The 26,206-nt window shown below is 70.6% G+C and carries 28 protein-coding genes and 1 rRNA gene (1 of these 29 only partly in view); 10 read left to right on the top strand and 19 right to left on the bottom strand.

Translation table 11 applies throughout. The annotated features are described in order from the left end of the window. From OG607_RS36455 to OG607_RS36445, 3 genes are all read right to left on the bottom strand, one after another. Positions 1 to 102, bottom strand: a 16S ribosomal RNA gene (locus tag OG607_RS36455); it reaches 1,421 nt to the left of the window's first position. A 563-nt stretch (positions 103 to 665) separates the two neighbouring features. After that, the gene (tyrS, locus tag OG607_RS36450; RefSeq protein ID WP_405732846.1) at positions 666 to 1,928 is read right to left on the bottom strand and encodes a tyrosine--tRNA ligase; all 1,263 of its coding nucleotides are present in this window, start codon (positions 1,926 to 1,928) and stop codon (positions 666 to 668) included. A gap of 64 nt (positions 1,929 to 1,992) precedes the next feature. Continuing rightward, positions 1,993 to 2,643, bottom strand: a complete 651-nt coding sequence (locus OG607_RS36445) for a DNA-3-methyladenine glycosylase (RefSeq protein WP_405732843.1) — start codon at positions 2,641 to 2,643, stop codon at positions 1,993 to 1,995. Between the two features lie 85 nt (positions 2,644 to 2,728). On the opposite strand from OG607_RS36445, the gene OG607_RS36440 reads away from it, so the two are divergent. From OG607_RS36440 to OG607_RS36430, 3 genes are all read left to right on the top strand, one after another. Continuing rightward, positions 2,729 to 3,511, top strand: a complete 783-nt coding sequence (locus OG607_RS36440; RefSeq protein WP_405732840.1) for a sporulation protein — start codon at positions 2,729 to 2,731, stop codon at positions 3,509 to 3,511. 55 nt (positions 3,512 to 3,566) lie between these two features. After that, entirely contained in the window at positions 3,567 to 4,100 is a 534-nt protein-coding gene (locus OG607_RS36435) for a YbhB/YbcL family Raf kinase inhibitor-like protein (protein WP_405732837.1), read from the top strand. Between the two features lie 403 nt (positions 4,101 to 4,503). Further along, on the top strand, positions 4,504 to 5,010 hold the full coding sequence (locus OG607_RS36430) for an HNH endonuclease (RefSeq protein ID WP_405732835.1): 507 nt from the start codon (positions 4,504 to 4,506) through the stop codon (positions 5,008 to 5,010). 208 nt (positions 5,011 to 5,218) lie between these two features. Here the strand turns inward: OG607_RS36430 and OG607_RS36425 are convergent, their stop codons facing one another. The 4 genes from OG607_RS36425 to OG607_RS36410 all read right to left on the bottom strand — a co-directional run bounded on the left by OG607_RS36425 (position 5,219) and on the right by OG607_RS36410 (position 8,400). Further along, positions 5,219 to 5,971: a sulfite exporter TauE/SafE family protein gene (locus OG607_RS36425; RefSeq protein ID WP_405737270.1), complete on the bottom strand. Its 753-nt coding sequence runs from the start codon at positions 5,969 to 5,971 to the stop codon at positions 5,219 to 5,221. Positions 5,972 to 6,049: 78 nt separating this feature from the next. Beyond that, complete coding sequence (locus OG607_RS36420) at positions 6,050 to 7,003, bottom strand: SPFH domain-containing protein (protein ID WP_405732832.1); 954 nt, start codon at positions 7,001 to 7,003, stop codon at positions 6,050 to 6,052. A 123-nt stretch (positions 7,004 to 7,126) separates the two neighbouring features. Further along, a complete protein-coding gene (locus OG607_RS36415; RefSeq protein WP_405732829.1) occupies positions 7,127 to 7,549 on the bottom strand; it encodes an NfeD family protein in 423 nt (140 codons plus the stop codon). 59 nt (positions 7,550 to 7,608) lie between these two features. Next, the gene (locus OG607_RS36410; RefSeq protein WP_405732826.1) at positions 7,609 to 8,400 is read right to left on the bottom strand and encodes an ABC transporter ATP-binding protein; all 792 of its coding nucleotides are present in this window, start codon (positions 8,398 to 8,400) and stop codon (positions 7,609 to 7,611) included. Positions 8,401 to 8,525: 125 nt separating this feature from the next. On the opposite strand from OG607_RS36410, the gene OG607_RS36405 reads away from it, so the two are divergent. After that, the gene (locus OG607_RS36405; RefSeq protein WP_405732823.1) at positions 8,526 to 9,314 is read left to right on the top strand and encodes a hypothetical protein; all 789 of its coding nucleotides are present in this window, start codon (positions 8,526 to 8,528) and stop codon (positions 9,312 to 9,314) included. 90 nt (positions 9,315 to 9,404) lie between these two features. Here OG607_RS36405 and OG607_RS36400 read toward each other — a convergent pair whose 3' ends face one another. The 4 genes from OG607_RS36400 to OG607_RS36385 form a co-directional block, all read right to left on the bottom strand. Continuing rightward, the gene (locus OG607_RS36400) at positions 9,405 to 9,644 is read right to left on the bottom strand and encodes a chaplin (protein ID WP_405732820.1); all 240 of its coding nucleotides are present in this window, start codon (positions 9,642 to 9,644) and stop codon (positions 9,405 to 9,407) included. A gap of 190 nt (positions 9,645 to 9,834) precedes the next feature. Further along, positions 9,835 to 10,086, bottom strand: a complete 252-nt coding sequence (locus OG607_RS36395) for a chaplin (protein ID WP_405732818.1) — start codon at positions 10,084 to 10,086, stop codon at positions 9,835 to 9,837. Positions 10,087 to 10,228: 142 nt separating this feature from the next. Beyond that, positions 10,229 to 10,888 carry a response regulator gene (locus tag OG607_RS36390; RefSeq protein ID WP_405737267.1) on the bottom strand — a complete coding sequence of 220 codons (660 nt, stop codon included), beginning with the start codon at positions 10,886 to 10,888 and terminating at the stop codon, positions 10,229 to 10,231. A gap of 40 nt (positions 10,889 to 10,928) precedes the next feature. Next, entirely contained in the window at positions 10,929 to 12,062 is a 1,134-nt protein-coding gene (locus OG607_RS36385) for a GAF domain-containing sensor histidine kinase (protein WP_405732815.1), read from the bottom strand. Between the two features lie 194 nt (positions 12,063 to 12,256). Between OG607_RS36385 and OG607_RS36380 the strand changes: the two genes are divergently transcribed. The 3 genes from OG607_RS36380 to OG607_RS36370 all read left to right on the top strand — a co-directional run bounded on the left by OG607_RS36380 (position 12,257) and on the right by OG607_RS36370 (position 15,236). Further along, positions 12,257 to 12,979 (top strand): SDR family NAD(P)-dependent oxidoreductase, encoded by a 723-nt coding sequence (locus OG607_RS36380; RefSeq protein WP_405732812.1) that lies wholly within the window; start codon positions 12,257 to 12,259, stop codon positions 12,977 to 12,979. After that, complete coding sequence (locus OG607_RS36375) at positions 12,976 to 14,037, top strand: S-adenosylmethionine:tRNA ribosyltransferase-isomerase (RefSeq protein WP_405732809.1); 1,062 nt, start codon at positions 12,976 to 12,978, stop codon at positions 14,035 to 14,037. Before OG607_RS36380 ends, OG607_RS36375 begins: the two co-directional genes overlap by 4 nt. A gap of 371 nt (positions 14,038 to 14,408) precedes the next feature. Continuing rightward, complete coding sequence (locus OG607_RS36370; protein WP_405732807.1) at positions 14,409 to 15,236, top strand: transglycosylase SLT domain-containing protein; 828 nt, start codon at positions 14,409 to 14,411, stop codon at positions 15,234 to 15,236. A gap of 88 nt (positions 15,237 to 15,324) precedes the next feature. Here OG607_RS36370 and OG607_RS36365 read toward each other — a convergent pair whose 3' ends face one another. Next, a complete protein-coding gene (locus tag OG607_RS36365; RefSeq protein WP_405732804.1) occupies positions 15,325 to 17,898 on the bottom strand; it encodes an FHA domain-containing protein in 2,574 nt (857 codons plus the stop codon). 241 nt (positions 17,899 to 18,139) lie between these two features. Here OG607_RS36365 and OG607_RS36360 point away from each other — a divergent pair, with 241 nt between their 5' ends. Both OG607_RS36360 and serB read left to right on the top strand, forming a co-directional pair. Beyond that, complete coding sequence (locus OG607_RS36360; RefSeq protein ID WP_405732801.1) at positions 18,140 to 19,645, top strand: streptophobe family protein; 1,506 nt, start codon at positions 18,140 to 18,142, stop codon at positions 19,643 to 19,645. An 81-nt stretch (positions 19,646 to 19,726) separates the two neighbouring features. Beyond that, positions 19,727 to 20,962 (top strand): phosphoserine phosphatase SerB, encoded by a 1,236-nt coding sequence (serB, locus tag OG607_RS36355; RefSeq protein WP_405732798.1) that lies wholly within the window; start codon positions 19,727 to 19,729, stop codon positions 20,960 to 20,962. A 46-nt stretch (positions 20,963 to 21,008) separates the two neighbouring features. On the opposite strand, the gene OG607_RS36350 is transcribed toward serB, so the two are convergent. The 4 genes from OG607_RS36350 to OG607_RS36335 form a co-directional block, all read right to left on the bottom strand. Next, entirely contained in the window at positions 21,009 to 21,530 is a 522-nt protein-coding gene (locus OG607_RS36350) for a SixA phosphatase family protein (protein ID WP_405732796.1), read from the bottom strand. Between the two features lie 40 nt (positions 21,531 to 21,570). Further along, positions 21,571 to 21,771, bottom strand: coding sequence for a hypothetical protein (locus OG607_RS36345; RefSeq protein WP_405732793.1), 201 nt, complete (start codon positions 21,769 to 21,771; stop codon positions 21,571 to 21,573). Between the two features lie 143 nt (positions 21,772 to 21,914). Beyond that, positions 21,915 to 22,037 carry an SGM_5486 family transporter-associated protein gene (locus tag OG607_RS36340; RefSeq protein WP_329319568.1) on the bottom strand — a complete coding sequence of 41 codons (123 nt, stop codon included), beginning with the start codon at positions 22,035 to 22,037 and terminating at the stop codon, positions 21,915 to 21,917. Positions 22,038 to 22,245: 208 nt separating this feature from the next. Next, the gene (locus tag OG607_RS36335; RefSeq protein ID WP_405732789.1) at positions 22,246 to 23,478 is read right to left on the bottom strand and encodes a CynX/NimT family MFS transporter; all 1,233 of its coding nucleotides are present in this window, start codon (positions 23,476 to 23,478) and stop codon (positions 22,246 to 22,248) included. A gap of 49 nt (positions 23,479 to 23,527) precedes the next feature. Here OG607_RS36335 and OG607_RS36330 point away from each other — a divergent pair, with 49 nt between their 5' ends. After that, positions 23,528 to 24,208: a FadR/GntR family transcriptional regulator gene (locus OG607_RS36330; protein WP_405732787.1), complete on the top strand. Its 681-nt coding sequence runs from the start codon at positions 23,528 to 23,530 to the stop codon at positions 24,206 to 24,208. Here OG607_RS36330 and OG607_RS36325 read toward each other — a convergent pair. From OG607_RS36325 to fabG, 3 genes are all read right to left on the bottom strand, one after another. After that, positions 24,189 to 24,500: a hypothetical protein gene (locus tag OG607_RS36325; protein WP_405732784.1), complete on the bottom strand. Its 312-nt coding sequence runs from the start codon at positions 24,498 to 24,500 to the stop codon at positions 24,189 to 24,191. The two genes, OG607_RS36330 and OG607_RS36325, sit on opposite strands and share 20 nt — an antisense overlap. A 97-nt stretch (positions 24,501 to 24,597) precedes the next feature. Beyond that, a complete protein-coding gene (gene fabI, locus OG607_RS36320; RefSeq protein WP_405732781.1) occupies positions 24,598 to 25,368 on the bottom strand; it encodes an enoyl-ACP reductase FabI in 771 nt (256 codons plus the stop codon). 5 nt (positions 25,369 to 25,373) lie between these two features. Continuing rightward, on the bottom strand, positions 25,374 to 26,078 hold the full coding sequence (fabG, locus tag OG607_RS36315; RefSeq protein ID WP_405732778.1) for a 3-oxoacyl-[acyl-carrier-protein] reductase: 705 nt from the start codon (positions 26,076 to 26,078) through the stop codon (positions 25,374 to 25,376). Positions 26,079 to 26,206: the final 128 nt, after the last annotated feature.

Raw genomic sequence — 26,206 nt, 5'->3', positions numbered from 1 at the left:
ACCCGTTCGCCACTGATCCACCCGAAGGCTTCACCGTTCGACTTGCATGTGTTAAGCACGCCGCCAGCGTTCGTCCTGAGCCAGGATCAAACTCTCCGTGAATGTTTTCCCGTAATCGGGATCGACACTCGCGTTGAGCGGAACCACCGGAGGAATAATCCGGTGATCCTCAGCGTCCTCGCTGTGTTTTTCTTCAAAGGAACCACGTCCCAGACCATGACGGCCTGAAGACGGGGTTATCAACATATCTGGCGTTGACTTTTGGCACGCTGTTGAGTTCTCAAGGAACGGAAGCTTCCTTCGAGACCGTTTCACCGGCCCCTCCGGGCTTTCCCTTCGTTGTCTCCAGCTTAGCAGACCCGATTTCTCGTTTCCGCCACCCTCTGGAGGGGGTTTGCTTTGGCGTTTCCGCGCCTCGGCGTGTTCACTACGTTAGCGGATTCTTTCGCGACTTGCGAATTCACTCGCTTGAATCCATGCCAATGGCATTCGAGGCGCACGAAAATACGCCCGAATCTTCGGGATGGAGTCGTTAGTAGTGGGTGGCCACCGAGTGGAGGATCCGGGCGAACCGGACGCACCCTCTCAAGCGGCTCGGGCTACGTTACGCACCAGCGGCGGCAGAGTCAAACTCTGCCGCCGCTCAAACGTATGGATTCAGCCGATCAGCCGACTTCTACGGCGGCGAGGTTCTTCTTGCCTCGGCGCAGGACCAGCCACTTTCCGTGGAGGAGGTCGGAGGGGGCGGGGACGGCGTCCTCGCTGGTGACCTTGGTGTTGTTGATGTAGGCGCCGCCCTCCTTGATGGTGCGGCGGGCGGCGGACTTGCTGGCGACCAGCTCTACCTGGGTGAAGAGGTCCACGACAGGGGCGAGTTCGGCGACCTTGGTGTGGGGCAGTTCACTGAGGGCGGCGGCGAGGGTGGGGCCGTCGAGGTCGGCGAGGTCGCCCTGGCCGAAAAGTGCCTTGGAGGCGGCGATGACGGCGGCGGTCTGGTCGGCGCCGTGGACGAGGGTGGTGAGCTCCTCGGCGAGGGCGCGCTGGGCGGTCCGGGCCTGGGGGCGCTCGGCGGTCAGCGCTTCGAGCTCTTCGAGCTCGCCCCGGCTGCGGAAGCTGAGGATGCGCATGTAGGTCGAGATGTCCCGGTCGTCGACGTTCAGCCAGAACTGGTAGAAGGCGTACGGGGTGGTCATCTCGGGGTCGAGCCAGACGGCGCCGCCCTCGGTCTTGCCGAACTTGGTGCCATCGGCCTTGACCATGAGAGGAGTCGCGAGCGCGTGCACCTGGGCGTGCGGTTCGAGGCGGTGGATCAGGTCGAGGCCGGCGGTGAGGTTGCCCCACTGGTCGCTGCCGCCCTGCTGGAGGACGCAGCCGTGGCGGCGGTACAGCTCCAGGAAGTCCATGCCCTGGAGCAGTTGGTAGCTGAACTCGGTGTAGCTGATGCCCTGGTCCGATTCGAGGCGGCGGGCGACCGAGTCCTTGGTGAGCATCTTGTTCACGCGGAAGTGCTTGCCGATGTCCCGCAGGAACTCGATGGCGGACAGGCCTGCTGTCCACTCCAGGTTGTTGACCATGACGGCCGGGTTCTCGCCCTCGAACGACAGGAAGGGCTCGATCTGGCGGCGTAGCTTCTCCACCCAGCCGGCGACGGTCTCGGGGTCGTTCAGTGTGCGCTCGGCGGTGGGCCGGGGGTCGCCGATGAGACCGGTGGCGCCGCCGACGAGGGCGAGCGGCCGGTGGCCGGCCTGCTGGAGGCGGCGGACGGTGAGGACCTGGACCAGGTGGCCGACGTGGAGGCTGGGGGCGGTGGGGTCGAAGCCGCAATAGAACGTGATGGGGCCGTCCGCGAGCGCCTTGCGCAAAGCGTCCTCGTCAGTGGACAGGGCGAACAGCCCGCGCCACTTCAGCTCGTCGACGATGTCCGTCACGGTCTTGTGTCTCCTTGAGTCGCATGGGTACCGCTTCAGCGTGTCCGAGCGTACGCGGTCCGGGCTACTGCTTATTGCGGCGGCGGGGTGCGTGCGCGCGGTACGGGCTGACGGTCGGGTCGCCGTCGATCCAGAACCGCCAGGGGTGGGCGGCGCCGTCGCCGCCGACGCCGGTGCGGGGGCCGGTGCGGATGGCTGCGGGGGCGGGCGGGGTGCCGGTGAGGATGCGGAAGGGGGAGGCGGCCGGGTCTGCGCCGCAGACGTCGGCGCCGTTGAGGGCGCGGTCGACGTCGAGGGCGGTGGCGAGGCGGGCGGGGCCCTGGGCCAGGTCGTGGGGGCGGCGGGAGGTGAGGCGGTGCTTGCGGGCGAGGTCGGCGCCGTCGGTGATCTCGCCGGCGCGGAGCAGGACGCCGCTGGGGTCGCCTTCGGGGCCGCAGACCAGGTTGAGGCAGTGCCACATGCCGTAGGTGAAGTAGACGTAGGCGTGGCCGGGCGGGCCGAACATGACGGCGTTGCGGTCGGAGCGGCCGCGGAAGGCGTGGGATCCGGGGTCGTCAGGGCCTGCGTAGGCCTCGACCTCGGTGAGGCGGAGGGCGATCACGCCGTCGTCCGTGCTCCGTACGAGGGTGCGCCCCAGGAGGTCGGGGGCGACCTCCAGGACCGGGCGGTCGAAGAAGACCCGGGGCAGCGGGGTGCTTTCGGGAGCAGGGATCATGCGGTACGAGAGTAGTGGAACCGTTCGGGGCGGTGCCGCGTTCGTTAAAGGGCGAGGCAATCGCCGGTAAAGGGAGAGGGACAACGTGGGCTTCAAGAAGCTGCTTGCGAGCTTGGGCGCCGGGGGTGCGTCCGTGGAGACCGTGCTCAACGAGCCGAATGTGGTGCCTGGCGGGGTCGTCCAGGGCGAGGTGCGGATCCAGGGCGGCTCGGTCGCGCAGCAGATCGAGGGCCTGTCGGTGGGGCTGCGGGCGCGGGTCGAGATCGAGGGGCAGGACCAGGAGTACCACCAGAACATCGAGTTCCACCGGCAGCAGCTGGGCGGGGCGTTCGAGGTGCAGCCGGGTGCGGTGCACACGGTGCCGTTCGGGCTGGAGATTCCGTACGAGACCCCGATCACCCACTTCATGGGCACGCACCTGCGCGGGATGAGCGTCGGGGTGACGACGGAGCTGGCGATCGCCCGTGCGGTGGACTCCGGTGACGTGGACCCGGTGAACGTGCATCCGATGCCGGCGCAGCAGGCGATTCTGGACGCCTTCGGGCAGCTGGGCTTCTCCTTCCGGAGCGCGGACCTGGAGAAGGGCCACATCCGGGGCACGCGGCAGCGGCTGCCGTTCTACCAGGAGATCGAGTTCAACGCGCCGCAGCAGTACCGGGGGCTGACCCAGGTGGAGCTGACCTTCGTCGCGGACGGCCATGAGATGGACGTCATCCTGGAGATGGACAAGAAGCCGGGGCTGTTCAGCGAGGGCAGCGACACCTTCCGCTCGTTCAAGGTGGGCCTGCACAACTTCCAGGCGACCGACTGGCCGGGCTATCTCCACCAGTGGCTGGCCGAGGTCGGTGGGAAGCGCAACTGGTTCTAGGCTCGGGCTGGCTGAAGCAGCTGACTGAAGCATTCGAGCGATCCGGAGGTACCCAGTGTCCGAGCTGAAGCGGCGGCCGCTCCCCCACGACTTCCATCCGCCGGTGCCGTCGTTCACCGTGGTGAGCGATGACATCGTCCCGGGCGGAGTCCTCAAGGAGGATCAGGTCTACGCCGCGGGGAATGTCTCGCCTCATCTGCGGTGGGAGGGCTTCCCGGCGGAGACCAAGAGCTTCGCCGTGACCTGTTACGACCCGGACGCGCCGACGGGCAGCGGGTTCTGGCACTGGGTGCTCTTCGACATCCCGGCGACGGTGACCGAGCTTGCGGCGGGTGCGGGGACGGGCGCCTTCGAGGGGCTGCCGGAGGGTTCCGTGCAGGTGCGGAACGACTACGGGAGCAAGGACTTCGGCGGTGCCGCGCCGCCGCCCGGGGACGGGCCGCATCGCTATGTCTTCACGGTCTACGCGGTGGACCAGGAGAAGCTCGGGCCGGACGCGGAGGTGTCGCCGGCGGTGATCGGCTTCAATCTGCGGTTCCATGCCATCGCCCGGGCTCAGCTGATCGGCGAGTACGAGAACAAGGGCTGAGGCCCTGCGGTAATTGCGCGGTAATTGCGTTGCGCCCCGGCGCTCCGGAACGCACAGTGGTGTTTGCCTGGTGACACGACCCTTCCGTCTCGTCGCCGGGCGGTCGGCACCGCAGTAGCGGGGGCGGCGGGGCGTTGCGTTGTGCGGTTCTCGCCACGTGGACGCCGGCCGCCCGCCGGAGCCGGGCTGCCTCTGGGGCGGCCCGGTGTCTGCGCCGACTGCCGCGCTCCGGGCGCCCGATGGGAATCACGGGGGAGGGCGCCCGGAGTGGCAGGCCATTATCCTCCGATTTCTTCTCTGTTCACCCTGACGTGCGGAAATTACGTTGTCCACGCGGGTATTGCCCGGTCACAGTGGGAAGCACTTCGTCATGGGACGGGGCCGGACCAGAGGGGTGGGCGGTATGCGGGAGACGTTGGTACTGAACGCGAGCTTCGAGCCGCTGTCGACGGTGTCGCTGCGGCGGGCGGTGGTGCTGGTGATGCGGGACAAGGCCGTGGTCGAGCAGGCCCATCCCGGGCTGCGGATCCGCGCGGCAACCGTGGACATCCCGGTACCGCAGGTGATCCGGCTCTGCCGGTACGTACGAGTGCCGTTCCGACAACGGGCCGCGTGGTCGCGGCGCGGCGTGCTGGTACGGGACCGGCACCGGTGCGCGTACTGCGGGCGCAAGGCGACGACGGTGGACCACGTTCTGCCGCGGTCGCGCGGTGGCGGGGACACGTGGCTGAACACGGTCGCGTCCTGTGCGGACGACAACAGCCGGAAGGCGGACCGGACTCCGGAGCAGGCGGGGATGCGGCTGCTGACGGAGCCGTTCGAGCCGACGCCGGCGGATGCGCTGCTTCTGGCCCTGGGCCTGAAGGACGGTTCGGCTGCCGTGCCGGAGTGGCTCGCGCGGCCCGCGTAACCGGCTAGGCCCTGTCCGGGCGATCAGGGTCGGATAGGCCGCGGCGTCTGGCGCGGTGCATCGCAAGGCGCCGGAATGCCCGCAGACTGGTTCGTCTGTGGGCTTTTCGGCAACGCCGCGAGGTGCCGCCCGCCGCGCCAGCGGCTGATGTCACTGTGGCGTCGCGGACCCGACCATGATCGCCCGGACAGGGCCTAGGTGCCGATCGTCAGCTGAACACCAGCTTGGCGATTGCCAGCACACCCACGATCACGATCAGCCCTCGCAAGGCCGTCGGCGGTAGCCGGCGGCCTATGCGTGCGCCCAGGAGGCCGCCGAGGGTGGAGCCGGTGGCGATGAGGGCGACGGCGGTCCAGTCGAAGTCGGCGACGAAGAGGAAGAAGACGGCGGCGATGCCGTTGACGATTGCGGCGAGGACATTCTTGGTGGCGTTGATGCGTTGCAGGGAGTCCTGGAGGAACAGGCCCATCAGGGAGAGGTAGAGCACTCCTTGGGCGGCGCCGAAGTAGCCGCCGTAGGCGCTGGCGAGGAACATGCCGGCGTAGAGGAGGGGGCCGCCGTGCTCGTGCTCGGTGCGGCGGGCGGCGAGGGCGCGGGATAGGCGGGGCTGGAGGACCACGAGGACGAGGGCGAGGCCGATGAGGACGGGGACGATCGTGTCGAAGGCCTCGGAGGGCAGGGCGAGCAGCAGGATCGCGCCGGTGAGGCCGCCGGTGAGGGCGACCAGGCCGAGGCGCAGGAGGCGTGGGCGCTGGCCCTTGAGCTCGGTGCGATAGCCGAAGGCGCCGGTGAGGGAGCCGGGGACGAGGCCGAGGGTGTTGGACACGTTGGCGGTGACGGGCGGCAGGCCGACGGCGAGGAGGACGGGGAAGGTGATGAGCGTTCCCGATCCGACGATGGTGTTGATGGTGCCGGCGCCGATGCCTGCCGCGAAGACGGCCAGGGCTTCCCAGAGGGACATGTGCATCTCCATGATCTGTGCGGCTCCTCCCCGCCCTTGAGGTCGAGGGGAGCGCACGGATCATGTCATGTCGGTGCGTCAGTCCTTGTCGAGGCTCGGGTTCTCGCGGCGCGTGCCGCCGTCACCGTTGCCTCCGTTTCCGCCGCCGCCCATGCCGGGGGCGCCGGGGATGTTGACTATGCCGCCGAGGCCCTTGAGGGCGTCGTTGAGCTCGCTGGGGATGATCCAGAGCTTGTTGGCGTCGCCGGAGGCGATCTTCGGGAGCATCTGGAGGTACTGGTAGGCGAGCAGCTTCTGGTCCGGGTCTCCGGCGTGGATGGACTCGAAGACCGTACGGATGGCCTGGGCCTCGCCCTCGGCGCGCAGGGCGGCGGCCTTGGACTCACCTTCGGCGCGAAGGATCGCGGACTGCTTCTCGCCTTCGGCGGTGAGGATCTGCGACTGGCGGATACCTTCGGCGGTGAGGATCGCGGCCCGCTTGTCACGGTCGGCGCGCATCTGCTTCTCCATCGAGTCCTGGATGGAGGTGGGCGGCTCGATCGCCTTGAGTTCGACGCGGTTGACGCGGATGCCCCACTTGCCGGTGGCCTCGTCGAGGACGCCGCGCAGAGCGGCGTTGATCTCCTCACGGGAGGTGAGGGTGCGCTCCAGGTCCATGCCGCCGATGATGTTGCGGAGTGTGGTGACGGTGAGCTGCTCGATCGCCTGGATGTAGCTGGCGACTTCGTAGGTCGCGGCGCGCGCGTCGGTGACCTGGTAGTAGATGACGGTGTCGATGTTGACGACCAGGTTGTCCTGGGTGATCACCGGCTGGGGCGGGAAGGGCACGACCTGCTCGCGGAGGTCGATGCGGTTGCGGATGGTGTCGATGAACGGCACCACGATGTTGAGCCCCGCGCTGAGGGTCCTGGTGTAGCGGCCGAAGCGCTCGACGATGGCCGCGCTGGCCTGCGGAATGACCTGGACCGTCTTGATGAGCGCGATGAAGACGAGCACCACCAGGATGATCAGGACGATGATGATCGGCTGCACGTCCACTCCCACGCCGTTGCCTGTTGCTGCCTGTTTTTATATGTGTCGTACGACAAGATCAAGTCTGTCAGACGGCCGCCGGGCGGCGCTCCGCTTCGGCTGATTCCGACTGATTCGGCTGATTCAGATGACGACGGCTGTCGCGCCCTGGATCTCCGCGACGTCCACCTTCTGCCCTGGCTCGAAGACCTGGCCGGTGTCGAGGGACCGGGCGGACCAGATCTCGCCGTTGAGCTTGATACGGCCGCCGGTCTCGTCGACTCTTTCGAGGACGACGGCCTGGCGGCCCTTGAGTGCGTCGACGCCGCTGCGCAGTTCGGGGCGCTGTTTGGCGTTCCGGTTGGCGATCGGGCGTACGACGGCGATGAGTGCGACTGAAACGATGACGAAGACCAGCACCTGAGGGGTGATCCCGCCGCCGACGCCCGCGACGACAGCGGCGGCCACGGCCCCGACCGCGAACATCCCGAACTCGGGCATCGCGGTGATCACGAGCGGGATGCCGAGCCCGACCGCGGCGATGAGCCACCACAACCATGAGTCCACGCCTCCATCGTAGGGGCGCGGTGTGATCTATGACAGAGCGCGATGGACCCAATACATGACTAGCTGAGCGGCAGGCCCGCGGCGGTCCAGCGGTCGCCCCTGCGCTCGACGACGAGGGGGAGGCCGAAGCAGTGGGAGAGGTTGCGGGAGCTGAGCTCTGTTTCGAGGGGGCCGGCGGCAACTACCTTGCCCTGGCGGATCATCAGGACGTGGGTGAAGCCGGGGGCGATCTCCTCGACATGGTGGGTGACCATGATCATGGAGGGGGCGATGGGGTCGCGGGCGAGCCGGCCGAGGCGGCGGACCAGGTCCTCGCGTCCGCCGAGGTCGAGGCCGGCGGCGGGCTCGTCCAGCAGCAGCAGTTCGGGGTCGGTCATCATGGCGCGGGCGATGAGGGTGCGCTTGCGCTCGCCCTCGGAGAGGGTGCCGAACTTCCGGTCGAGGAAGTCGGTCATGCCGAGGCGGTCGAGGAAGGCCTTGGCGCGGTCCTCGTCGACCTTGTCGTAGCTCTCCTGCCAGTGCGCGGTCATGCCGTACGCGGCGGTGAGGACCGTCTCCAGGACGGTCTGGCGGCGGGGCAGCTTCTCGATCATCGCGGCGCCGGCCATGCCGATGCGGGGGCGGAGCTCGAAGACGTCGACGCTGCCGAGCTTCTCGCCGAGGATCTGGATGGTGCCGCTGGTCGGGAAGAGATAGCTGGAGGCGATGTTCAGCAGGGTGGTCTTGCCGGCGCCGTTGGGGCCGAGGATCACCCAGCGCTCGCCCTCCGCGACCGACCAGGAGACCTGGTCCACCAGAGCCCGGCCGTCGCGGACCACGGATACGTCCACCAGCTCCAGAACATCGCTCATGAGCGTGTTGTCTCCCATTTCCCGTTGCGGTCGCCGTTCTGGCGTCTTCGCGTAGTGGTGCGTGCGTTAGCCCCGAGGGAAAACCTACGCCACGCCATGTCGGTGCCAGTCCTTAGGCTGGGGGGATGCTCGATGAACCTCGCTCAGGACGGCTGGCCGCGTGGGGAAATGCCCTGATTGCCGGACTTGCCGCACCAGATGATGTCGCCGGAGAGGTAACCGGCGGCGATACGGTCCACCGCGTTTCCGGTCTCCCCGGGGAAACGGGGCCGGTGGGCCTCACGCTCGGCCTCGGCCGGCTGCGTGCCCTGGGGGTGACCGGCCTGCGGATCGCGCTGCCGGTGCCGGGGCATCCGCTGGGGCTGAGCGGGCCGCCGGAGTTCAACGCCCGGGCGCTCGCGGCGGGCGAGGCGGTCATCGCGGTCGGAGGGCCGCCGGTCGGTCTCGTACCGGAGGTGACGGAAGCCGGTCCCCGGGGCGATGTGCATGTGGAGGTGGAGTGGCACTGCCTGGAGGTGCGGCAGGGTCCGCCCGCGGATGTGCCGTCGCTGAGCGAGGCGGAGCGCGAACTCGCAGAGGCGCTGCGGGAGACGACGGAGGCGCTGATGAAGCTCGATGTCGCGGGCTCGGGGCCCACCGCGCACGCGGCGCTGGACGCGTACCGGGCGCGGGCGGAGAAGGGGCACGAGGTGCTGGCTCCGGGTTATCCGCCGCGGGCGGTACGGGTGCTGGCGCTGGCGCAGCGGGTGGGGGCGCTGGTCGCCATCGCGACCGGGGAGCACGGGGGCGCGGTGAGCGCCTCGGAGATCGCGGCGCGGGCGGAGCTGCTGCGGCCGGTGGAGCGTACGGCGCGGCGGGCCCAGGTGGCGGCGTACAACGCGTACGTGGAGGAGGCGGAGCGGCGGCGCGACTGAAGCCCGTGGCCGGTGGGCGGTGTCCGTCAGCCGGTCATGGGAGCGGGAAGGCCCCGCGGACGGCGTTGTCCGCGGGGCCTTCCGGCAGAGTTACTTGTTGATGCAGACGTTGCCGATGGCCGGGTTGAGCAGGCCGCCGAGGTTGACCGAGTTGCCGCACAGGTTGATCGGGATGTGAACCGGCACCTGGATGACGTTGCCCGACACCACACCGGGAGAGTGCTTGGCCACGGCGCCCGCGTTCGAGTCGGCGAGCGCGGAACCAGCCGTGGCACCGGCGGCGATACCGGCGGCGGCGATGACGAAAGCTGCCTTCTTGGCAGTGCTCATGGAAAACATTCCTCCTGCTGTCACAAGGCCCCGGTCATTGGGGCCACGCCCTGAGGAACGCGGGAGCCCCTCGGTCGATACGGGCACGGGCGGGGAACCGCCCGTACGGGCGAGTTCTGGAACGCACCCGGCCCCGGAGGTCAGGCCTCCGGGGCCGGTGGTCACCGCTGGACCGGGCGCTGCCGCGCGGTCACTTGTTGATGCAGAAGTTCCCGAGCGCCGGGTTGAGCAGGCCGATGACGCTCACGGTGTTGCCGCAGGCGTTGACCGGGACGTGCACCGGCACCTGGATGAGGTTGCCCGAGACGACACCCGGGGAGTTCGTGGCCACGCCGTCGGCGTGCGCGCCACCACCGGTGTGGGCGGAGGCGACTCCCGCGCCGGCCAGGGCGAGGCCTCCGGCAACCATGGTGACAGCCGCGGCCTTGTGCAGGTTCTTCACTTCGTTGACCCTTCGTTGCATGTGGCACCGCGGCAGTGCGCCGCGGTACGCCATGGAGAACGGCCGGGAGTCGATCAGGTTGCGCCATCCGGGCTACATACACCCGACGGTATGAATCTCAGTCCGTAGGACGACGTTCCGTTTACTTCTCGTATTGGATGCCGATCCCATGCCTGACGGCCCACAGGGCGGCCTGGGTGCGGTCGGCGAGGTCCAGTTTCATCAGGATGTTCGAGACATGGGTCTTGACGGTCTTCTCGGACAGCACGAGGGCGCGGGCTATCTCCCGGTTGGAGCGCCCGTCGGCGATCAGGGACAGCACTTCGCGCTCGCGCTCGGTGAGCGCGTTGCCCCGGCCCTGGCCCGTGGGCTGCTCCTGGGAGAGCAGCGCGTCGGCGACCTCGGGCTGGAGCAGCACATGGCCGGCGTGCACGGAGCGGATGGCGCCGGCGAGGGCGTCGGGGTCCACGTCCTTGTAGACGTAGCCGGCGGCGCCGGCCCGAAGGGCGGGGACGACGGTGCGCTGCTCGGTGAAGCTGGTGACCACCAGGACGCGGGCCTTGCTGCCCTCCTCGCGCAGCTTGCGCAGGGCGGCGATGCCGTCGGTGCCGGGCATCTTGACGTCCATCAGGATCACGTCGGGGTTCAGTTCCTGCGCGCGCAGGACGCCCTCGTCGCCGTCCCCGGCCTCGCCGACGACCTCGATGTCGGGCTGCACTTCGAGGAACGTACGCAGGCCGCGCCTGACCACCTGGTGGTCGTCGACCAGCAGGACGCGGATCGGGGCCGGCCCCTCGCCCACCACCACCCTTCTGTCGAAGCGCTCCGCGCCCTTTTCTTCTTCAGCCACCGGGCACCTCCATCTCGATCACGGTGCCCTTCCCGGGCTCCGACTGCACGGTCAGGCTTCCTCCGGCGCCGCTCGCCCGGTCCCGCATGGAGACCAGGCCGAGGTGGCGGCCGGCGCTGCGCACGACGGACGGGTCGAAGCCGCATCCGTCGTCGGTCACCTTGAGCACCGCTCCCCTGCCGCGGCCCTCCAGGCGCACGGTGACGGCGGTCGCGGAGGCGTGCCGCAGCGCGTTGTGCAGCGCTTCCTGCGCAACGCGGAGTACTGCCTCCTCCTGGGCGGCGGGCAGTGCTCGCATCTGGCAGGAGGTGAACTCGACGCGGGCGGAGTGGGCGCGGTCGAGGACCTGGACCTCGCTGCGCAGCGCGGCCATGAGGCCGTCCTCGTCGAGGGCGGCGGGCCGCATCTCCACGACCACCGCGCGCAGTTCGTCGGCGGCCTCGGCGGCGAGCACGGCGACCTGCCTCAGCTCGTCCTTGGCGCGGGCGGGGTCACGGTCGACGAGCGCGGCCGCGGCCTGCGCGGTGAGACGCAGCGAGAAGAGCTTCTGGGAGACGGCGTCATGCAGCTCGTGGGCGATCCGGGCCCGCTCCTTCACCAGCGTCAGCTCGCGGCTGCTCTCGTACAGGCGGGCGTTCACCAGGGCGATGGCGGCATGTGCGGCGAGGGTGCGCAGCAGCGCCTCGTCCTCGTCGCCGAAGCCGGACGGGCCCTTCTTGTTCGCGAGGAACAGCGCCCCCAGGATCTCGTCGCCGTCGAGCACCGGCATGCCGAGGAAGTCGGACATGTCGGGGTGGGCCGACGGCCAGCCCTCGAAGCGCGGGTCCTGGGTCACGTCGGTGAGGCGCTGCGCGCTGGCCTCGTGCAGCATCGCGGCGAGGATGCCGTGCTGGCGGGGCAGCGGGCCGATGGCCTTCCACTGCTCGTCGCTGACCCCGTCGACGACGAACTGGGCGAAGCCGCCGTGGTCGTCGGGCACACCGAGGGCGGCGTACTCGGCGCCGAGCAGCTCGCGGGCGGACGCGACGATGGTCTGGAGGACCTCGCGCACCTCCAGGTGCCTGCTCATGGCGAGGACGGCGGCGCTCACCGCTTCGATGCCGCGTCTGGATACCGGGCTGGACATGTGTTCACCGTACCGGCGGGGTGCGGCCCGGGGGATCGGCCGCACGGCCGGTGGGCGGGGGCCCGCAGACCTAGGCCGAAGTGCCCCCGTGGGGTGCGGCGGGCGGCCGAGGCGCGGGGACCGTCCGCGTTCCTACGGTGAGGGCAGTCGTACGGGAGCCGTTACGGCAGCACGCTTGGAGGGCGGGACGCATCATGCCGGTAGCAATCATCACGGGGGCATCGCGGGGCCTGGGACGGGCCCTGGCGGCGGCGCTGGCGGCGCGCGGCTGGGATCTGGTGATCGACGGGAGGTCGGCCGACGCGCTCAAGGCCGCCGAGGAGGAGCTGGAGGGGCTGGAGCATACCGGCCGGCTGACGGTGCTGCCCGGCGATGTCGCCGAGGCCGCGCACCGGGCCGGGCTGGTGGCGGCCGCGTGGGAGTTCGGCGGGCTGGATCTGCTGGTGAACAACGCGAGCGCGCTGGGCGCCGAGCCGCTGGTGCCGCTGGCGGATCACTCGCTGGAGGGGTTTCGGACCGCGCTGGAGGTCAATACGGTCGCCCCGCTCGGCCTGATAAAGGAGGCGCTGCCCATGCTGCGGGCCCGCTCCGGGCGGGTGCTGAACATCAGCTCGGACGCCGCCGTGGAGGCGTACCCGACCTGGGGCGGCTACGGGGCGAGCAAGGCGGCCCTGGAGCACCTGTCGGCCGTGCTCGCGGTTGAGGAGCCGGGGCTGACCGTCTGGTGGGTCGACCCGGGCGACATGCGCACGGGGCTGTACGCGGCGGCGGTGCCGGACGACCCGGACTTCGCGGACCGGGCCGCGCCCGAGGCGGTGGCGCCGGCGCTGCTGCGGCTGCTGGACGAGGGTGCGGTCAGTGGCCGGTACTCGGCCCCGGCTCTGCTGGAAGGTCTGCGGCAGGAGGGGGCACGGTGAGCGTGGTGCTGGAGGACCTGCGGGTGCCGGCCGAGCTGTCGGCCCGGGTGCCGGTGGAGGAGCGCGTCGACGGGGGCGGGCGCCGGGACGGGGTGCGGCTGCTGGTCGGCCGAAGAGCGACGGAGGTGGTGTCCCACCACGGCTTCGGGGAGCTGCCGGGGCTGCTGCGGGCCGGGGACGTACTGGTGGTCAACACCTCGCGGACCCTTCCGGCGGCGGTGGACGGGCGGCTCGGTGAGAATCCGGTGGTCGTCCACTTCTCCACCCGGCAGGACGACGGCCGCTGGGCGGTCGAGCTGCGCACGCCCGACGCGAGGGGCACGACCCTGCCCCGGGCGGGCGGCCCCTCGGGGGTCGTGGTGGCCCTGCCGGGCGGCGAGCGGCTGACGCTGCTGGCGCCGCTGTCGGCCCGTGGGGAGCGGCTGTGGCTGGCGGCGGTCTCGATGGCCGATCCGGTCGCGTATCTGCATCGGTACGGACGGCCCATCCGGTACGGCTACACGGACCGGGACCAGCCGCTCGCGGCCTACCAGACGGTCTTCTCGGTGCCGTCGGAGGACGGGCTGGGCTCGGCGGAGATGCCGAGCGCCGCGCGGCCCTTCACGGCGGGGCTGGTGACGGAGCTGGTGAGCCGGGGCGTGCAGATCGCGCCGATCGTGCTTCACACGGGCGTCGCGTCGGCGGAGGCGCACGAGCCGCCGTACCCGGAGCGGTTCGCCGTCCCGGCGAGCACGGCCTGGCTGGTGAACGCGGCCCGCGCGGGCGGCGGGCGGGTGGTGGCGGTGGGGACGACCGCGGTCAGGGCGCTGGAGTCGGCGGCGGACGGCCGGGGTCTGGTGCGGGGTGCGCAGGGCTGGACCGAGCTGGTCATCACGCCGGAGCGGGGTGTCCGGGTGGTGGACGGGCTGCTCACGGGGCTGCACGACCCGGAGGCGTCCCATCTGCTGATGCTGGAGGCGGTGGCCGGGCGGGGGCTGCTGGAGCGGGTCTACGGGGAGGCTGTGGCCGGGCGGTATCTGTGGCACGAGTTCGGGGACGTGAACCTGCTGCTGCCGTAGCCCCACAGGGGGGCGGCTGGGGGCTCCCCCAGCCGCCATGTCGTGTCGAGGATGTGACACACCGCGACATCGGAGGCCACGGCATGTGAAGCCCGGCATAGGACCTAGGTCACTTACTAAGGAGGCCAGTAGACCCGCACGGGGTCGGAGGTCCCTGGTGGGCGCATCGGGGAGGCACTGGTTGAGGAGGCAACTACGGCTTTGGGTAGTATTGGCGACCTTTGCCAGGGGATTTACCGGCCGCTAACAATTACGAGGTCGCTCCGCGCCGCGTTCGACACGCGGCGCTTCTCTTTGCCTCAGGCCTACGCCTCAGGGCAGTGCCGAACGGCAGAGCGGAGCACCGCGCGAATGGAAGAGGTAACTCCCCCATGAACGTCCCCACGATCTCGAAGCTCAACCGCCTGACCAAGGTCCAGAAGTACTCGGCCGCCGGCGTCGCCGCGGCAGGTGCGGGCGTCCTGGCCATCACCGGTGTCTCCGGGACCGCCGGGACCGCGGTCGCGAGTCAGCAGGTCGCCGACTGGACCCCGGCGACGACCGTGCAGCAGAAGAGCCTCACGGGCCAGGCCGACACCGCCAAGAAGAAGGCCGCGGCGGACGCCTCCGCCGCCAAGAAGAAGCACCGGGCGCATGTCGCCGCCGAGGCCAAGCGAAAGCACCGGGCGCACGTCGCCAGCGCCGAGGCCAGCCGAAAGCACCGGGCGCACGTCGCCAGCGCCGAGGCCAGCCGAAAGCACCGGGCGCACGTCGCCGCCGCCGAGGCCACCCGAAAGCACCGGCTGCACGTCGCCGCCGAGGCGGCCAAGCGCAAGAAGCAGGCGGCTGCCAGCCGTAGCGAGCAGCGCAAGGCGCTCACCAAGTCGACGAGGTCGGCCGCGACGCCCAAGAAGACCACGACCGTCGTCACGAGCGGTACGCCGCAGCAGATAGCCGCGTCGATGATGAACTCGACGCAGTTCCAGTGCTTCTCGAACATCGTTTCGCACGAGAGCACCTGGAACTACACGGCCACGAACGCGTCCTCCGGCGCGTACGGCCTCGTGCAGGCGCTGCCCGGCAGCAAGATGGCCTCGGCCGGCGCGGACTGGCGGACCAACCCGGCCACGCAGATCAAGTGGGGCCTGGGCTACATGAACGAGCGCTACGGCAGCCCGTGTGCCGCCTGGTCGTTCTGGCAGGCCCACAACTGGTACTGAGCAATACGCACAAGCGGCGGCATCCCGGTCCGGGGTGCCGCCGCTTCGCTGTTCGCGAATACGCGAATACGCGAGAACGCGAATACGCCTACTTGCGCATGACCTCCGGCTCGTGGCGGCGCAGCAGCCGCAGGACCAGGACGCCGCAGAGCGCTCCGATGCCGATCAGGACGCCCATGTCGATGGCCCACTGGGCCGCCGTGTGGTCCCAGAGCTGGTCGAGGTTTTTCGGGTCCCAGGGCATCAGCACGTTCAGCTGGGCGGTCGTGCCGAGGGCGGCGACCGCCCAGCGGGCCGGCATGAGCCAGGCGACCTGCTCGATGCCGGGCTTGGCGTAGAGCTGGAAGAGGACGCCGGTGAAGACCACCTGGACGATGGCGAACATGACCAGCAGGGGCATGGTCTTCTCGGCGGTCTTGACCAGGGCGGAGATGACCAGGCCGAACATCATCGAGGTGAATCCGAGGCCGGCGACGGCCAGGGTCATCTCGACCACCGGCAGGCTCTTGAAGACGACCCCTTCGGTGGGGAGCTTGTCGCGCAGGCCGAAGCCGATCGCGGAGATGACCACACCCTGGACGAAGGTGATCACTCCGAGCACGATGACCTTGGACATCAGGTACGCCGAGCGCGAGAGGCCGGTGGCCCGTTCCCGCTCGTAGATCACCCGTTCCTTGATCAGCTCGCGTACGGAGTTGGCGGTGCCGGAGAAGCAGGCGCCCACCGCGAGGATCAGCAGGATGCTGCCCACGTCCTGGTTGGCGAAGGCGAGCTTCGCCGGGCCGGGGCCGAGGCCGTAGTCGGCCGGGATGACGGTGCTCACGAAGCCCAGGACCGCGGGCAGTATCAGCATCAGGCCGATGAAGCCGCGGTCGGAGGCGATCACCGACAGGTAGCGGCGGATCAGGGTCAGCAGCTGCGAGCCCCAGCCCTGCGGCTTGGGCGGGCGGCTGGCCTGGTGGGGGATGACGGGGACGGCCTGGGGGGCGACGGCGTCGAGGTCGGCGGCGTAGATCTGGTAGTGCTGCGAGCCCTTCCAGCGGCCCGCCCAGTCGTAGTCGCGGTAGTTCTCGAAGGCTGAGAAGACATCGGCCCAGGTTTCGTAGCCGAAGAAGTTCAGCGCCTCGTCCGGCGGGCCGAAGTACGCGACCGCGCCGCCGGGGGCCATCACCAGGAGCTTGTCGCAGAGCGCCAGCTCGGCGACGGAGTGGGTGACGACCAGGACCGTGCGGCCGTCGTCGGCGAGGCCGCGCAGCAGCTTCATGACATCGCGGTCCATGCCCGGGTCGAGGCCGGAGGTCGGCTCGTCCAGGAAGATCAGCGACGGCTTGGTGAGCAGCTCAAGGGCGACGGAGACGCGCTTGCGCTGGCCGCCGGACAGGGAGGTGATGCGCTTTTCGGCGTGGATGTCGAGCTTGAGCTCGCCGAGCACCTCGTTTATACGCGACTCGCGCTCGGCAGCCTTGGTGTCGCCGGGGAAACGGAGCTTGGCTGCGTAGCGCAGGGCTGTGCGGACCGACAGCTCCTTGTGGAGGATGTCGTCCTGCGGGACGAGGCCGATGCGCTGGCGCAGCTCCGCGAACTGCTTGTAGAGGTTGCGGTTGTCGTACAGCACTTCGCCGTCGTCGGCCGGGCGGTAGCCGGTCAGGGCACGCAGCAGGGTGGACTTGCCGGAGCCGGAGGGGCCGATGACGGCGACCAGGGACTTCTCGGGGACGCCGAAGGAGACGTCGTCGAGGATCGTCTTGGTGCCGCTGCCGGCCGGTACGCGCACGGTGAGGCGGCGGGCCGAGAAGGAGACCTCGCCGGTGTCGACGAACTCCTCCAGCTGGGAGCCGACCAGCCGGAAGGTGGAGTGGCCGACGCCCACGATGTCGTTGGGGCCGAGGAGGTGGCCGCGCTGGATCGGCTGGCCGTTGACATAGGTGCCGTTGTGGCTGCCGAGGTCGACGATCTCGTAGCGGCCGTCGGGGTGGGCGCGGAACTCGGCGTGGTGGCGGGAGACCTGGAGGTCGGAGACGACCAGTTCGTTGTCCAGCGCACGCCCGATGCGCATGAAGCGGCCGAGGGCGAGCTGGTGGAGGGTCGTCGGGCTGCGGTCCCCGTAGACCGGCGGCATCCCGGCACCCGGACCCGGACCCGTCGGCGGTGCGGCTGCCGGCGCTGCGGCTGCCGGGCCCGGCTGGGCGGGCACCTGCGGTGGCCGCTGCCCCCAGCCTGCGGACCTCGGCGGCGCGCCCCAGGCCGGCTGGGCCGGGGCCTGCGCGGCGGCGGCCGGGGGCTGCGCGGCCTGCGCAGGCCGGACGGACTGCTGCGGCTGGGCGCGCGAGGTCTCGGCGGCATAGAGGTCGGCGCCCGCCTGCTGCCGTACGCCGCTGAAGTTCAGCCGCGGTCCGTCGGTGGCATTGCCGAGGTTGACCGCCGAACCGGGCCCCAGCTCGAACTGATGCGTCGTCCGCTGGCCCTGCACGAAGGTGCCGTTGGTGCTCCCGAGGTCCTCGAACACCCAAGTGGCGCCGCCCCAGCGGATGGTGGCGTGCCGCCAGGAGACTCTGGCGTCGTCGAAGACCACGTCGGACTGCGGATCGCGGCCGAGACTGTACGACCTGGAGGGATCGAGCGTCCAGGTCTGTCCGTTTGATTCCAGAACGAGTTCAGGCACGCCAAGCCCCCACAAAAGTGTCCCCCGGGCAATCCCCTATGGGGAGAAGTCTAGGGATTGCGAAGATCGTGCGGAACTATTCCAGGCTGCCACCCCGCGCCGGAACCCCCTGGAGCGGACTACCCGAATTGCGTCAGCGAGGGGGCGTTGACGCCGCCCATACGGCACCGGAAAGTGGTAACCGTCTGCGAAACGGTCCTGATCATGACCGATCAGGACAACCGCACCTCGGGGGGCCGGGATGAGCACGCAAACCTCAACACCACATGCACCGCCGCGTTCAACGGTCTGGGGCGGCGCGCTGCTGTCCGCCATCGCCGCGGTGAGTTGGGGTTTTCTGGCGATGGCGGGGGTCGCGGCGCTCGGCCTGCATCTGCTCGGCGCCGACACGGCGGGGTCGCTGGGGCCGATGACCGCCGCGGTGATGGTCATGGCGGTGGGCGGCCACGTCAGCCCGTCCGGCGATGTCTCGGTGTTCGGGCTGAACGGGGCCGGGGCGCAGGGGGCGATCGAGATCATGCCGCTGGGAGTGGGGCTGGTGGGGGCGCTGCTGGTGGGGTGGGTCTTTCTGCGCTCGCTGCGCAACGCGGGTCTGGAGATCCGGGCCGGTGAACTCGCCGCACGCGCAGGCGCGGTAGCGGTGCTCTTCGTGGCGCTGCTGGGCGGGCTGGCATGGGCCGGTAAGGACACCATCGCCATCGACGGGTCATCGCTCACCGGCGGCGACAAGGGCGGCGGAGACGACGGGGGCGGCGGACTGTTCGGCCAACTGCCCGGCGTCGGCGACCTGATCGACCCCAAGACCTCGGTCACCTTCCATGTCGACACCGTGGCCTCGCTCCTGGCCGGTCTGGGGTGGGTGCTCGGGGTACTGGTCATCGCGCTGCTGGTGTCCCGCCGTACGCCGCTGCCGCGCGGGCTGGCGGCGGTGCACCGGGGCGTACGGCCGGCGGCCTCGGCGCTCTGCGCGGTGCTGCTGCTCGCCGTGGCGGCCGGCTGGGCCGCGGCGGGCTTCGCGGCCATCGGCGACGACCACCCCGGCCGGATCATGGGGTCCGCCCTGCTGGGCGCGCCGAACGGGGTGTGGCTGGGGGTGCCGCTGGGGTTGTTCGTACGCTGGCAGGGCACCGCGACCGGTGAGCTGGTGAAGGTGCTGCCGCACCCGCTGGACCAGTTGCTGACGATGAGGGTCGGCGAGCCGATCACCCCCGGGCGGCTGGCCGAACTGGACGACCGGGTCTGGCTGCTCACGGCCGGGGCGGCGCTGATGATGCTGGCCGCGGGCGCGCTGGCGGCCACCCGCACCCCGCTGTGGGGGGCCTCGCGGGCCGGGTTCGCCGGGCGGTGCGCGGTGCGGCTGGGGCTCGTCACGGCCGCCGCTTTCCCGCTGATGGTCTGGCTGACCGGGGTGAAGGTCAACGCCGACCTGTCGGTCTTCGGCTTCAACGCCGTCGGCGCCGGGCTCGACCTGCACGGCAGCCTGCCCTGGGCGCTGCTGCTCGGCGCCGCCTGGGGCGCCGGCGCGGGCGGCCTCGGGGCGCTGCTGGCGCTCGTCACGGGGGCCGCGGGGCGGCGGGTCTCGCCGTACGCGCTGGGGCGGCCGGCGGCGGGCACGGGTGTCGCGGGGGATTCATCGCGTACGTATCCGGGGATCGCGTACCAGCCGGGGCCCTACATTCCCAGCCCCGTCTTCCGGCCGGGCCAGGACGAGCCGAACCCCTACAAGCAGCCGCCGAAACAACCGTAACCAGCTGTTAACCCACATGTCCGTCCGCCACGCGGGATGCTTTGTCGTGGCTTGAGCGTGGCCGGATACGGTGGTGTCACCATGAATGACGTATCTCAGCCCGTGCAGCCCGCCAGTGTGCCGACGCTCCTGGTCAAGATCTTCGGCAAGGACCGGCCCGGCATCACCGCGGGGCTTTTCGACACGCTGGCCGCGTTCGGGGTGGACGTGGTGGACATCGAGCAGGTGGTCACGCGGGGCCGCATCGTGCTCTGCGCCCTGGTGACCATGCCCGCCGGGCGCGGCCTGGAGGGCGAGCTGCGCTCGACCGTGCACAGCTGGGCCGAGTCGCTGAGGCTGCAAGCGGAGATCATCTCCGGCATCGGCGACAACCGCCCGCGCGGCGAGGGCCGCTCCCACGTCACGGTGCTCGGGCACCCGCTGACCGCCGAGGCGACCGCCGCCATAGCCGCCACCATCACCGGGGCCGGCGGCAACATCGACCGCATCTTCCGGCTCGCGAAGTATCCGGTGACGGCGGTCGAGTTCGCGGTCTCCGGCGTCGCGACGGACACGCTGCGGCCCGCGCTCGCCGTGGAGGCGCATGCGCGCGGGGTCGATGTCGCGGTCGTCGCGGCCGGGCTGCACAGGCGGGCCCAGCGCCTCGTCGTCATGGACGTCGACTCCACGGTCATCCAGGACGAGGTGATCGAGCTCTTCGCCGCCCACGCCGGGCCCGACGCGCAGGACAAGGTCGCCGAGGTCACGGCCGCCGCGATGCGCGGCGAGCTCGACTTCGAGCAATCGCTGCATGCGCGTGTCGCGCTCCTGGCCGGGCTCGACGAGTCCGTGGTCGACAAGGTGCGGGCCGAGGTCCGGCTGACGGCAGGGGCCCGGACCCTGATCCGTACGCTGAAGCGGCTCGGCTACCAGGTGGGCGTCGTCTCCGGTGGCTTCACGCAGGTCACGGACGACCTGAAGGAGCGGCTCGGGCTGGACTTCGCCGCCGCCAACACCCTGGAGATCGTCGACGGCAAGCTCACCGGCCGGGTGACCGGCGAGGTCGTCGACCGGGCGGGGAAGGCACGACTGCTGCGGCGCTTCGCCGCGCAGGCGGGCGTGCCGCTCGGGCAGACCGTCGCGATCGGCGATGGCGCGAATGACTTGGACATGCTCAACGCGGCCGGGCTCGGCGTGGCGTTCAACGCGAAGCCGATGGTGCGGCAGGCGGCGGACACGGCGGTGAACGTGCCGTTCCTGGACACCGTGCTCTATCTGCTGGGCGTGACCCGGGAAGAGGTCGAGGCGGCGGACGAGTCCGACACGGCCGTGGGCTGACGCGGCGGACCCGACCCCCGTTCCGTCATGCGGGAGCCATGCGGGACTACGCGTGTGAGTCCCAGTACTCCGTGAGGCGGGCGACACCGTGTTCCACGGACTTCCACGAGCCGGAGAAGGTGAGGACCGCGATCGCGGCGGTGGGGAAACCGCTGCGGTTGAGCCGGGTGAGGGCGTCACCGTCGGCCTGGCCGGCGAGGGCGTCCGCGAGGGCGTGCATGCCGGGGTTGTGGCCGATGAGAAGCAGGTCGTCGACGTCTTCGGGGGTTTCGGTGAGAAGGGCGAGGAGGTCACCGAGGGTGGCGTCGTACAGCCGGTCCTCGTAGACGGTCCTGGGCCGGTGGGACAGCTCGTGGACGGCCAGCTTCCACGTTTCGCGGGTGCGGGCGGCGGAGGAGCAGAGGGCCAGGTCGAGGGGAATGCCCAGGTCGACGAGGTGACGGCCGGCGGCGGGCGCTTCTTTGCGGCCGCGCTCCGCAAGGGGCCGCTCATGGTCGGGGACGGCGGGCCAGTCGGCCTTCGCATGCCGGAGCAGGACGATCCGGCGGGACGATGCAGCTGCGCTCATGCCCATCAGCTTTCCAGAAAACCTGCCGACAGGCGCGAGGTCACAGCACCTGCCGTACGAGGCCCGGCAGCGCGTCGCTGATCCTGCCGAGGAAGTGCGCGACCGGTTCGGCGGCCGACGGATCGGCGCCGCCAGGGGCGGCGACCAGCGCGAGCAGGGCGGCGAAGGCGAGGGCGGGCAGCGCGACAGCCCACCATGGCAGGCGGGTCTGGGCCTGGGCGCGAGGACTGTGAGTGGACACGGGGGCCGCCTTCGAGGTGCTGGTTGTGATGGCACTACGAAGCTACGGGCGCGGGGCGGGCCGTCCCATCCGGTGGTCCACCCATTCGCCCCTGAGCCTGACCCCCTAGGGGAGGTGGGGTTGTCCCTACCCCGTCACCTCCGTCACCCCATGCGGGCGGCGATGGTCGCGATCACCGCGACGACCGCCGGCACGCCCATCATCAGGGCGAAGATGAGGAGAAGCTTCTTCTGCGGCTGCGGGGGGTTGGGCTCGAGTACGGGCATGTCCCCCAGTCTCGCACCGGCCCACTCCGCCCCCCGTTCGGGGGTCGGAGCGAGGGTCTGTCCGGGGGATCTCCGTGGGTGAAGGAGCGGCCCGCCGCGCCAGCGGCTGATGTCGCAGTCGGCAACGCCGCGAGCGCTGGTGCCAGGGCACGCGACGCCACGGCCGCGCCGCGCCAGCGGCTAAAGGAGAACAGCCGTCGGACAGGCCCTAGTCCTCCACGAAGCGGCTGCGCCCCGCGAGGACGCCCGCCACGGTCTGCGGCAGCAGGATCGCGACCATGAGCCCGATCGGCAGGCCCCAGCCGCCGCTGTGCTGGTACAGCGCGCCGACCAGGATCGGCCCGGGGAAGGCGATCAGGTAACCGGTGCACTGGGTGAAGGCGGAGAGCCGGACGACGCCGGAGCCGGTGCGGGAGCGCATGCCGATCATGGTGAGGGCCAGCGGGAAGGTGGCGTTGGTGACGCCGAGGAGCACCGCCCACAGCAGCGGCGCGGCGGCCGGGGCGAGCCACAGCCCGCCGTATCCCGCGAGCCCGAAGAGGCCGAGCGCGACGGCCAGCAGGCCCTGGTGCCGCATCCGGCCGGCGAGGGCGGGCAGCACGAAGGACAGCGGCACGCCCATGCCCGCCGCGACGGCGGACAGCAGCCCGGCGGTGCCGGCGGCGACCCCGGCGTCGCGGAAGATCTGCGGCAGCCAGCCCATGACGACGTACGCGCTGGTGGCCTGGAGCCCGAAGAAGACTGCGAGCGCCCACGCGGTGCGGCTGCGCGTGATGCGCACGGCGGGTGCGGGGGCGGCGCCGGTGGCTCCACCGCGTACGCGGTCCCGGGCGAGGGCCAGCCACGGCAGGATCGCCACGACCGCGACGACCGCCCAGGCGCCCAGGCCGATCCGCCAGCTGCCGCCCGCCGCACGGGCGACGGGCACGGTGGCGGCGGAGCCGAGCGCGGCGCCGGCGGTCAGGGCCATCGAGTAGATCCCGGTCATCGGGCCGACGCGGTCCGGGAAGTACCGCTTGACGATGACGGGCATCAGGACGTTGGTGACCGCGATCCCGGCCAGGGCGACCACGCTGGCGGCCAGGAAGACCGGCGTACCGCCCGCGAGGGGCCGCAAGGTCAGGCCGAGGGCGATGACGGCCATAGCGGCGCAGATGACCGCAGCGGGGCCGAAGCGGCGGGCGAGGCGGGGTGCGGCGATGCCGAAGGCGGCGAAGCACAGGACGGGGACGGAGGTGAGCAGGCCGGCGACGGCGCCGCTCATGCCGAGTCCGTCGCGCGCCTCTTCGAGTACGGCGCCCAGGCTGGTGATGGCGGGACGTAGGTTGAGTGCGGCGAGCAGGACGGCGGCGACGACGAGAGGGCCGCGTATGCGGGCGTGGGCACTCTTCAGCGGCACGGCTTCCTTCACCGCCTCGCTGGTGGTTTTGGCGTCACGCATAGAGCCCATCGTAGAATCATAGGATGAATACGGGAAGGGAGCAGTACCCATGCCACTGACCTCGCCCCGGCGTTCCGCGCTGGCCGACCAGGTGATCGCCCAGCTCCGGGCCCAGATCACCTCCGGCGAGTGGCCGGTCGGGTCCCGCATCCCCACCGAGCCGCAGCTCGTCGAGCAACTCGGCGTCGCCCGCAACACCGTCCGCGAGGCCGTCCGCGCCCTCGCCCACAACGGGCTCCTCGACATCCGGCAGGGCTCCGGCACCTATGTCCTGGCCACCAGCGAACTCGCCGGGGTCATGCACCGCCGCTTCGCCGCAGCCGATACGCGGCATGTCAGCGAGCTGCGCAGCGCCCTGGAGTCGGCGGCCGCCCGGCTAGCCGCGCAGCGCCGTACGGAACGGGACCTGGCACACCTGGACGCGGCCCTGGACCGGCGCGAGCGCGCCTGGGAGTCCGGCGACGCGGAGGCCTTCGTGGAAGCCGACGCCACGCTGCACCTGGCCGTCGTGGCGGCCTCCCACAACGAGGTGATCGCCGAGCTCTACGCGGACCTCGGCCAGGTGCTCCGCGCCTTCCTGCGGGCCGACATGGGCGGCGAGCTGCGCCCCGAGAACTACGTCGACCACGCCCGGCTCGTCGAGGCCATCCGGGCCGGTGACGGCGACACCGCCGCCTCGGAAGCGGCCGGGCACGCCTTCAGCTGGTGCGTCAGCGGCCGCCCTGCTTGATGGTGACCCAGACCTTCTGGATCTCCTTCCAGCAGCGGTCCCCCATCGTCACGGTCCCGGCCGGGCCGATCGCCACCGGCCGCCCGTCCACGTCCGGATCCCACCAGCGACGGCACTCGATGTGCAGCTGGACATGATCCAGACGGGGGTCGGGGTTGTGGCACACCGCGATGCCGAGGCTGCCGTAGGTCTGCGTACGGCAGCCGGTGTCGGCGTACGCGGCCGGGGCCGCGTACGCCGTCGCGGCGACGGCCAGCGCGGTCAGGACCAGGACTGCCGGGGTGCGGGCCATGGGCTCATCGTGGGCGGTCCACAACGCACAACGCCCAGTTCTGGTCGCCCGAACGGGCGAATCAGAACCGGGCGTGTCGCGCGCCGCGCCTCTGGCGCTACGCGCCGATCGCGTGCAGACCGCCGTCGACGTGCACGATCTCGCCCGTCGTCTTCGGGAACCAGTCGCTGAGCAGACCGACGACGCCACGGGCGGCCGGCTCCGGGTCCGTGAGGTCCCAGCTGAGCGGGGCGCGGGTGTCCCAGACCGTGGCCAGGTCCTCGAAGCCCGGGATGGACTTGGCGGCGATCGACTTGATCGGGCCGGCCGAGACCAGGTTGCAGCGGACGTTCCGCTCACCGAGGTCACGGGCGAGGTAGCGCGAGGTCGACTCCAGGGCCGCCTTGGCGACGCCCATCCAGTCGTACTTCGGCCAGGCGACCGTGGCGTCGAAGGTGAGGCCGACGACCGAGCCGCCGCGCGGCATCAGCGGCAGGCAGGCGGTGGTGAGCGACTTCAGGGAGTACGCGGAGACGTGCACGGCGGTGGACACGTCGTCCCAGGCGGCCTCCAGGAAGTTGAAGACGCCCTGCGGGCCGAAGGCGATCGAGTGCACGACGCCGTCGAGGTGCCCGTCGTCCCCGGTGTGCTCACGGACCTTGTCGGCGAGGCCGTCCAGGTGCGCCTGGTCGGTGACGTCCAGCTCGATGACCGGAGCCGGCTTCGGCAGCCGCTTGGCGATGCGCTCGACGAGGCTGAGCCGGCCGAAGCCGGTGAGGACGACTTCGGCGCCCTCTTCCTGGGCGAGCCTGGCGACGTGGAAGGCGATCGAGGAGTCGGTGAGGACTCCCGTGACGAGAATGCGCTTGCCTGCGAGGATTCCACTCATGCTGCTCAGTGACCCATGCCCAATCCGCCGTCAACGGGAATGACGGCTCCAGTGATGTACGACGCGTCGTCGGAGGCCAGGAACCGCACGGTGGCGGCGATCTCCTCGGGCTGCGCATAGCGGCCGAGCGGCACCTGGGCCACGATGCCCTTGCGCTGCTCCTCGGTGAGCACCTGCGTCATGTCGGTGTCGACAAAGCCGGGCGCGACGACATTGAAGGTGATGTTGCGCGACCCCAGCTCACGGGCGAGGGAGCGCGCGAAGCCGACCAGACCGGCCTTGGACGCCGCGTAGTTGGCCTGCCCGGCGGACCCCAGCAGCCCGACGACCGACGAGATCAGCACGACACGGCCCTTCTTGGCGCGCAGCATGCCGCGGTTGGCACGCTTGACGACCCGGAAGGCGCCGGTGAGGTTGGTGTCCAGGACCGAGGTGAAGTCCTCCTCGGACATACGCATCAGCAGCTGGTCCTTGGTGACACCGGCGTTGGCGACCAGCACCTCGACCGGGCCGTGCTCGGCCTCGATCTCCTTGTAAGCCTGCTCGACCTGCTCGGTGTCCGTGATGTCGCACTTGACGGCCAGAAAGCCTTCCGGCGGCTCGCCCGAGCGGTAGGTGATGGCGACCTTGTCACCCGCGTCGGCGAAAGCGCGGGCGATGGCGAGGCCGATGCCCCGGTTTCCTCCGGTGACGAGAACCGAGCGGCTCAACGGATCACCCTTTCGATAGCTGTGTGGCTTACCTCGAAGCTATCGGTCTACCGGCCGGTTCGGGGAATCGACCCTCGACAGGGGCTCGTACGGCTCTATGTCGGGTTCCTACAGGTAAACAACGGACG

Origin of the sequence: Streptomyces sp. NBC_01537, from assembly GCF_045040445.1 — a bacterium.
GTDB lineage: Bacteria > Actinomycetota > Actinomycetes > Streptomycetales > Streptomycetaceae > Actinacidiphila.
The sequence above is the reverse complement of the archived record's forward strand: the minus strand, read 5'-3'. Positions and strand labels throughout refer to the sequence as shown.

Coding starts and splice junctions, on each gene's coding strand:
- fabI (WP_405732781.1), bottom strand. CDS start 25,368: ATGAGTGGAATCCTCGCAGGCAAGCGCATTCTCGTCACGGGAGTCCTC.
- OG607_RS36445 (WP_405732843.1), bottom strand. CDS start 2,643: ATGATCCCTGCTCCCGAAAGCACCCCGCTGCCCCGGGTCTTCTTCGAC.
- OG607_RS36335 (WP_405732789.1), bottom strand. CDS start 23,478: ATGCGTGACGCCAAAACCACCAGCGAGGCGGTGAAGGAAGCCGTGCCG.
- OG607_RS36410 (WP_405732826.1), bottom strand. CDS start 8,400: ATGAGCGATGTTCTGGAGCTGGTGGACGTATCCGTGGTCCGCGACGGC.
- OG607_RS36385 (WP_405732815.1), bottom strand. CDS start 12,062: ATGTCCAGCCCGGTATCCAGACGCGGCATCGAAGCGGTGAGCGCCGCC.
- OG607_RS36330 (WP_405732787.1), top strand. CDS start 23,528: ATGCCACTGACCTCGCCCCGGCGTTCCGCGCTGGCCGACCAGGTGATC.
- OG607_RS36425 (WP_405737270.1), bottom strand. CDS start 5,971: ATGTCCCTCTGGGAAGCCCTGGCCGTCTTCGCGGCAGGCATCGGCGCC.
- serB (WP_405732798.1), top strand. CDS start 19,727: ATGAATGACGTATCTCAGCCCGTGCAGCCCGCCAGTGTGCCGACGCTC.
- OG607_RS36370 (WP_405732807.1), top strand. CDS start 14,409: ATGAACGTCCCCACGATCTCGAAGCTCAACCGCCTGACCAAGGTCCAG.
- OG607_RS36380 (WP_405732812.1), top strand. CDS start 12,257: ATGCCGGTAGCAATCATCACGGGGGCATCGCGGGGCCTGGGACGGGCC.
- OG607_RS36325 (WP_405732784.1), bottom strand. CDS start 24,500: ATGGCCCGCACCCCGGCAGTCCTGGTCCTGACCGCGCTGGCCGTCGCC.
- OG607_RS36360 (WP_405732801.1), top strand. CDS start 18,140: ATGAGCACGCAAACCTCAACACCACATGCACCGCCGCGTTCAACGGTC.
- OG607_RS36350 (WP_405732796.1), bottom strand. CDS start 21,530: ATGAGCGCAGCTGCATCGTCCCGCCGGATCGTCCTGCTCCGGCATGCG.
- OG607_RS36340 (WP_329319568.1), bottom strand. CDS start 22,037: ATGCCCGTACTCGAGCCCAACCCCCCGCAGCCGCAGAAGAAGCTTCTC.
- OG607_RS36405 (WP_405732823.1), top strand. CDS start 8,526: ATGCTCGATGAACCTCGCTCAGGACGGCTGGCCGCGTGGGGAAATGCC.
- OG607_RS36430 (WP_405732835.1), top strand. CDS start 4,504: ATGCGGGAGACGTTGGTACTGAACGCGAGCTTCGAGCCGCTGTCGACG.
- OG607_RS36400 (WP_405732820.1), bottom strand. CDS start 9,644: ATGAGCACTGCCAAGAAGGCAGCTTTCGTCATCGCCGCCGCCGGTATC.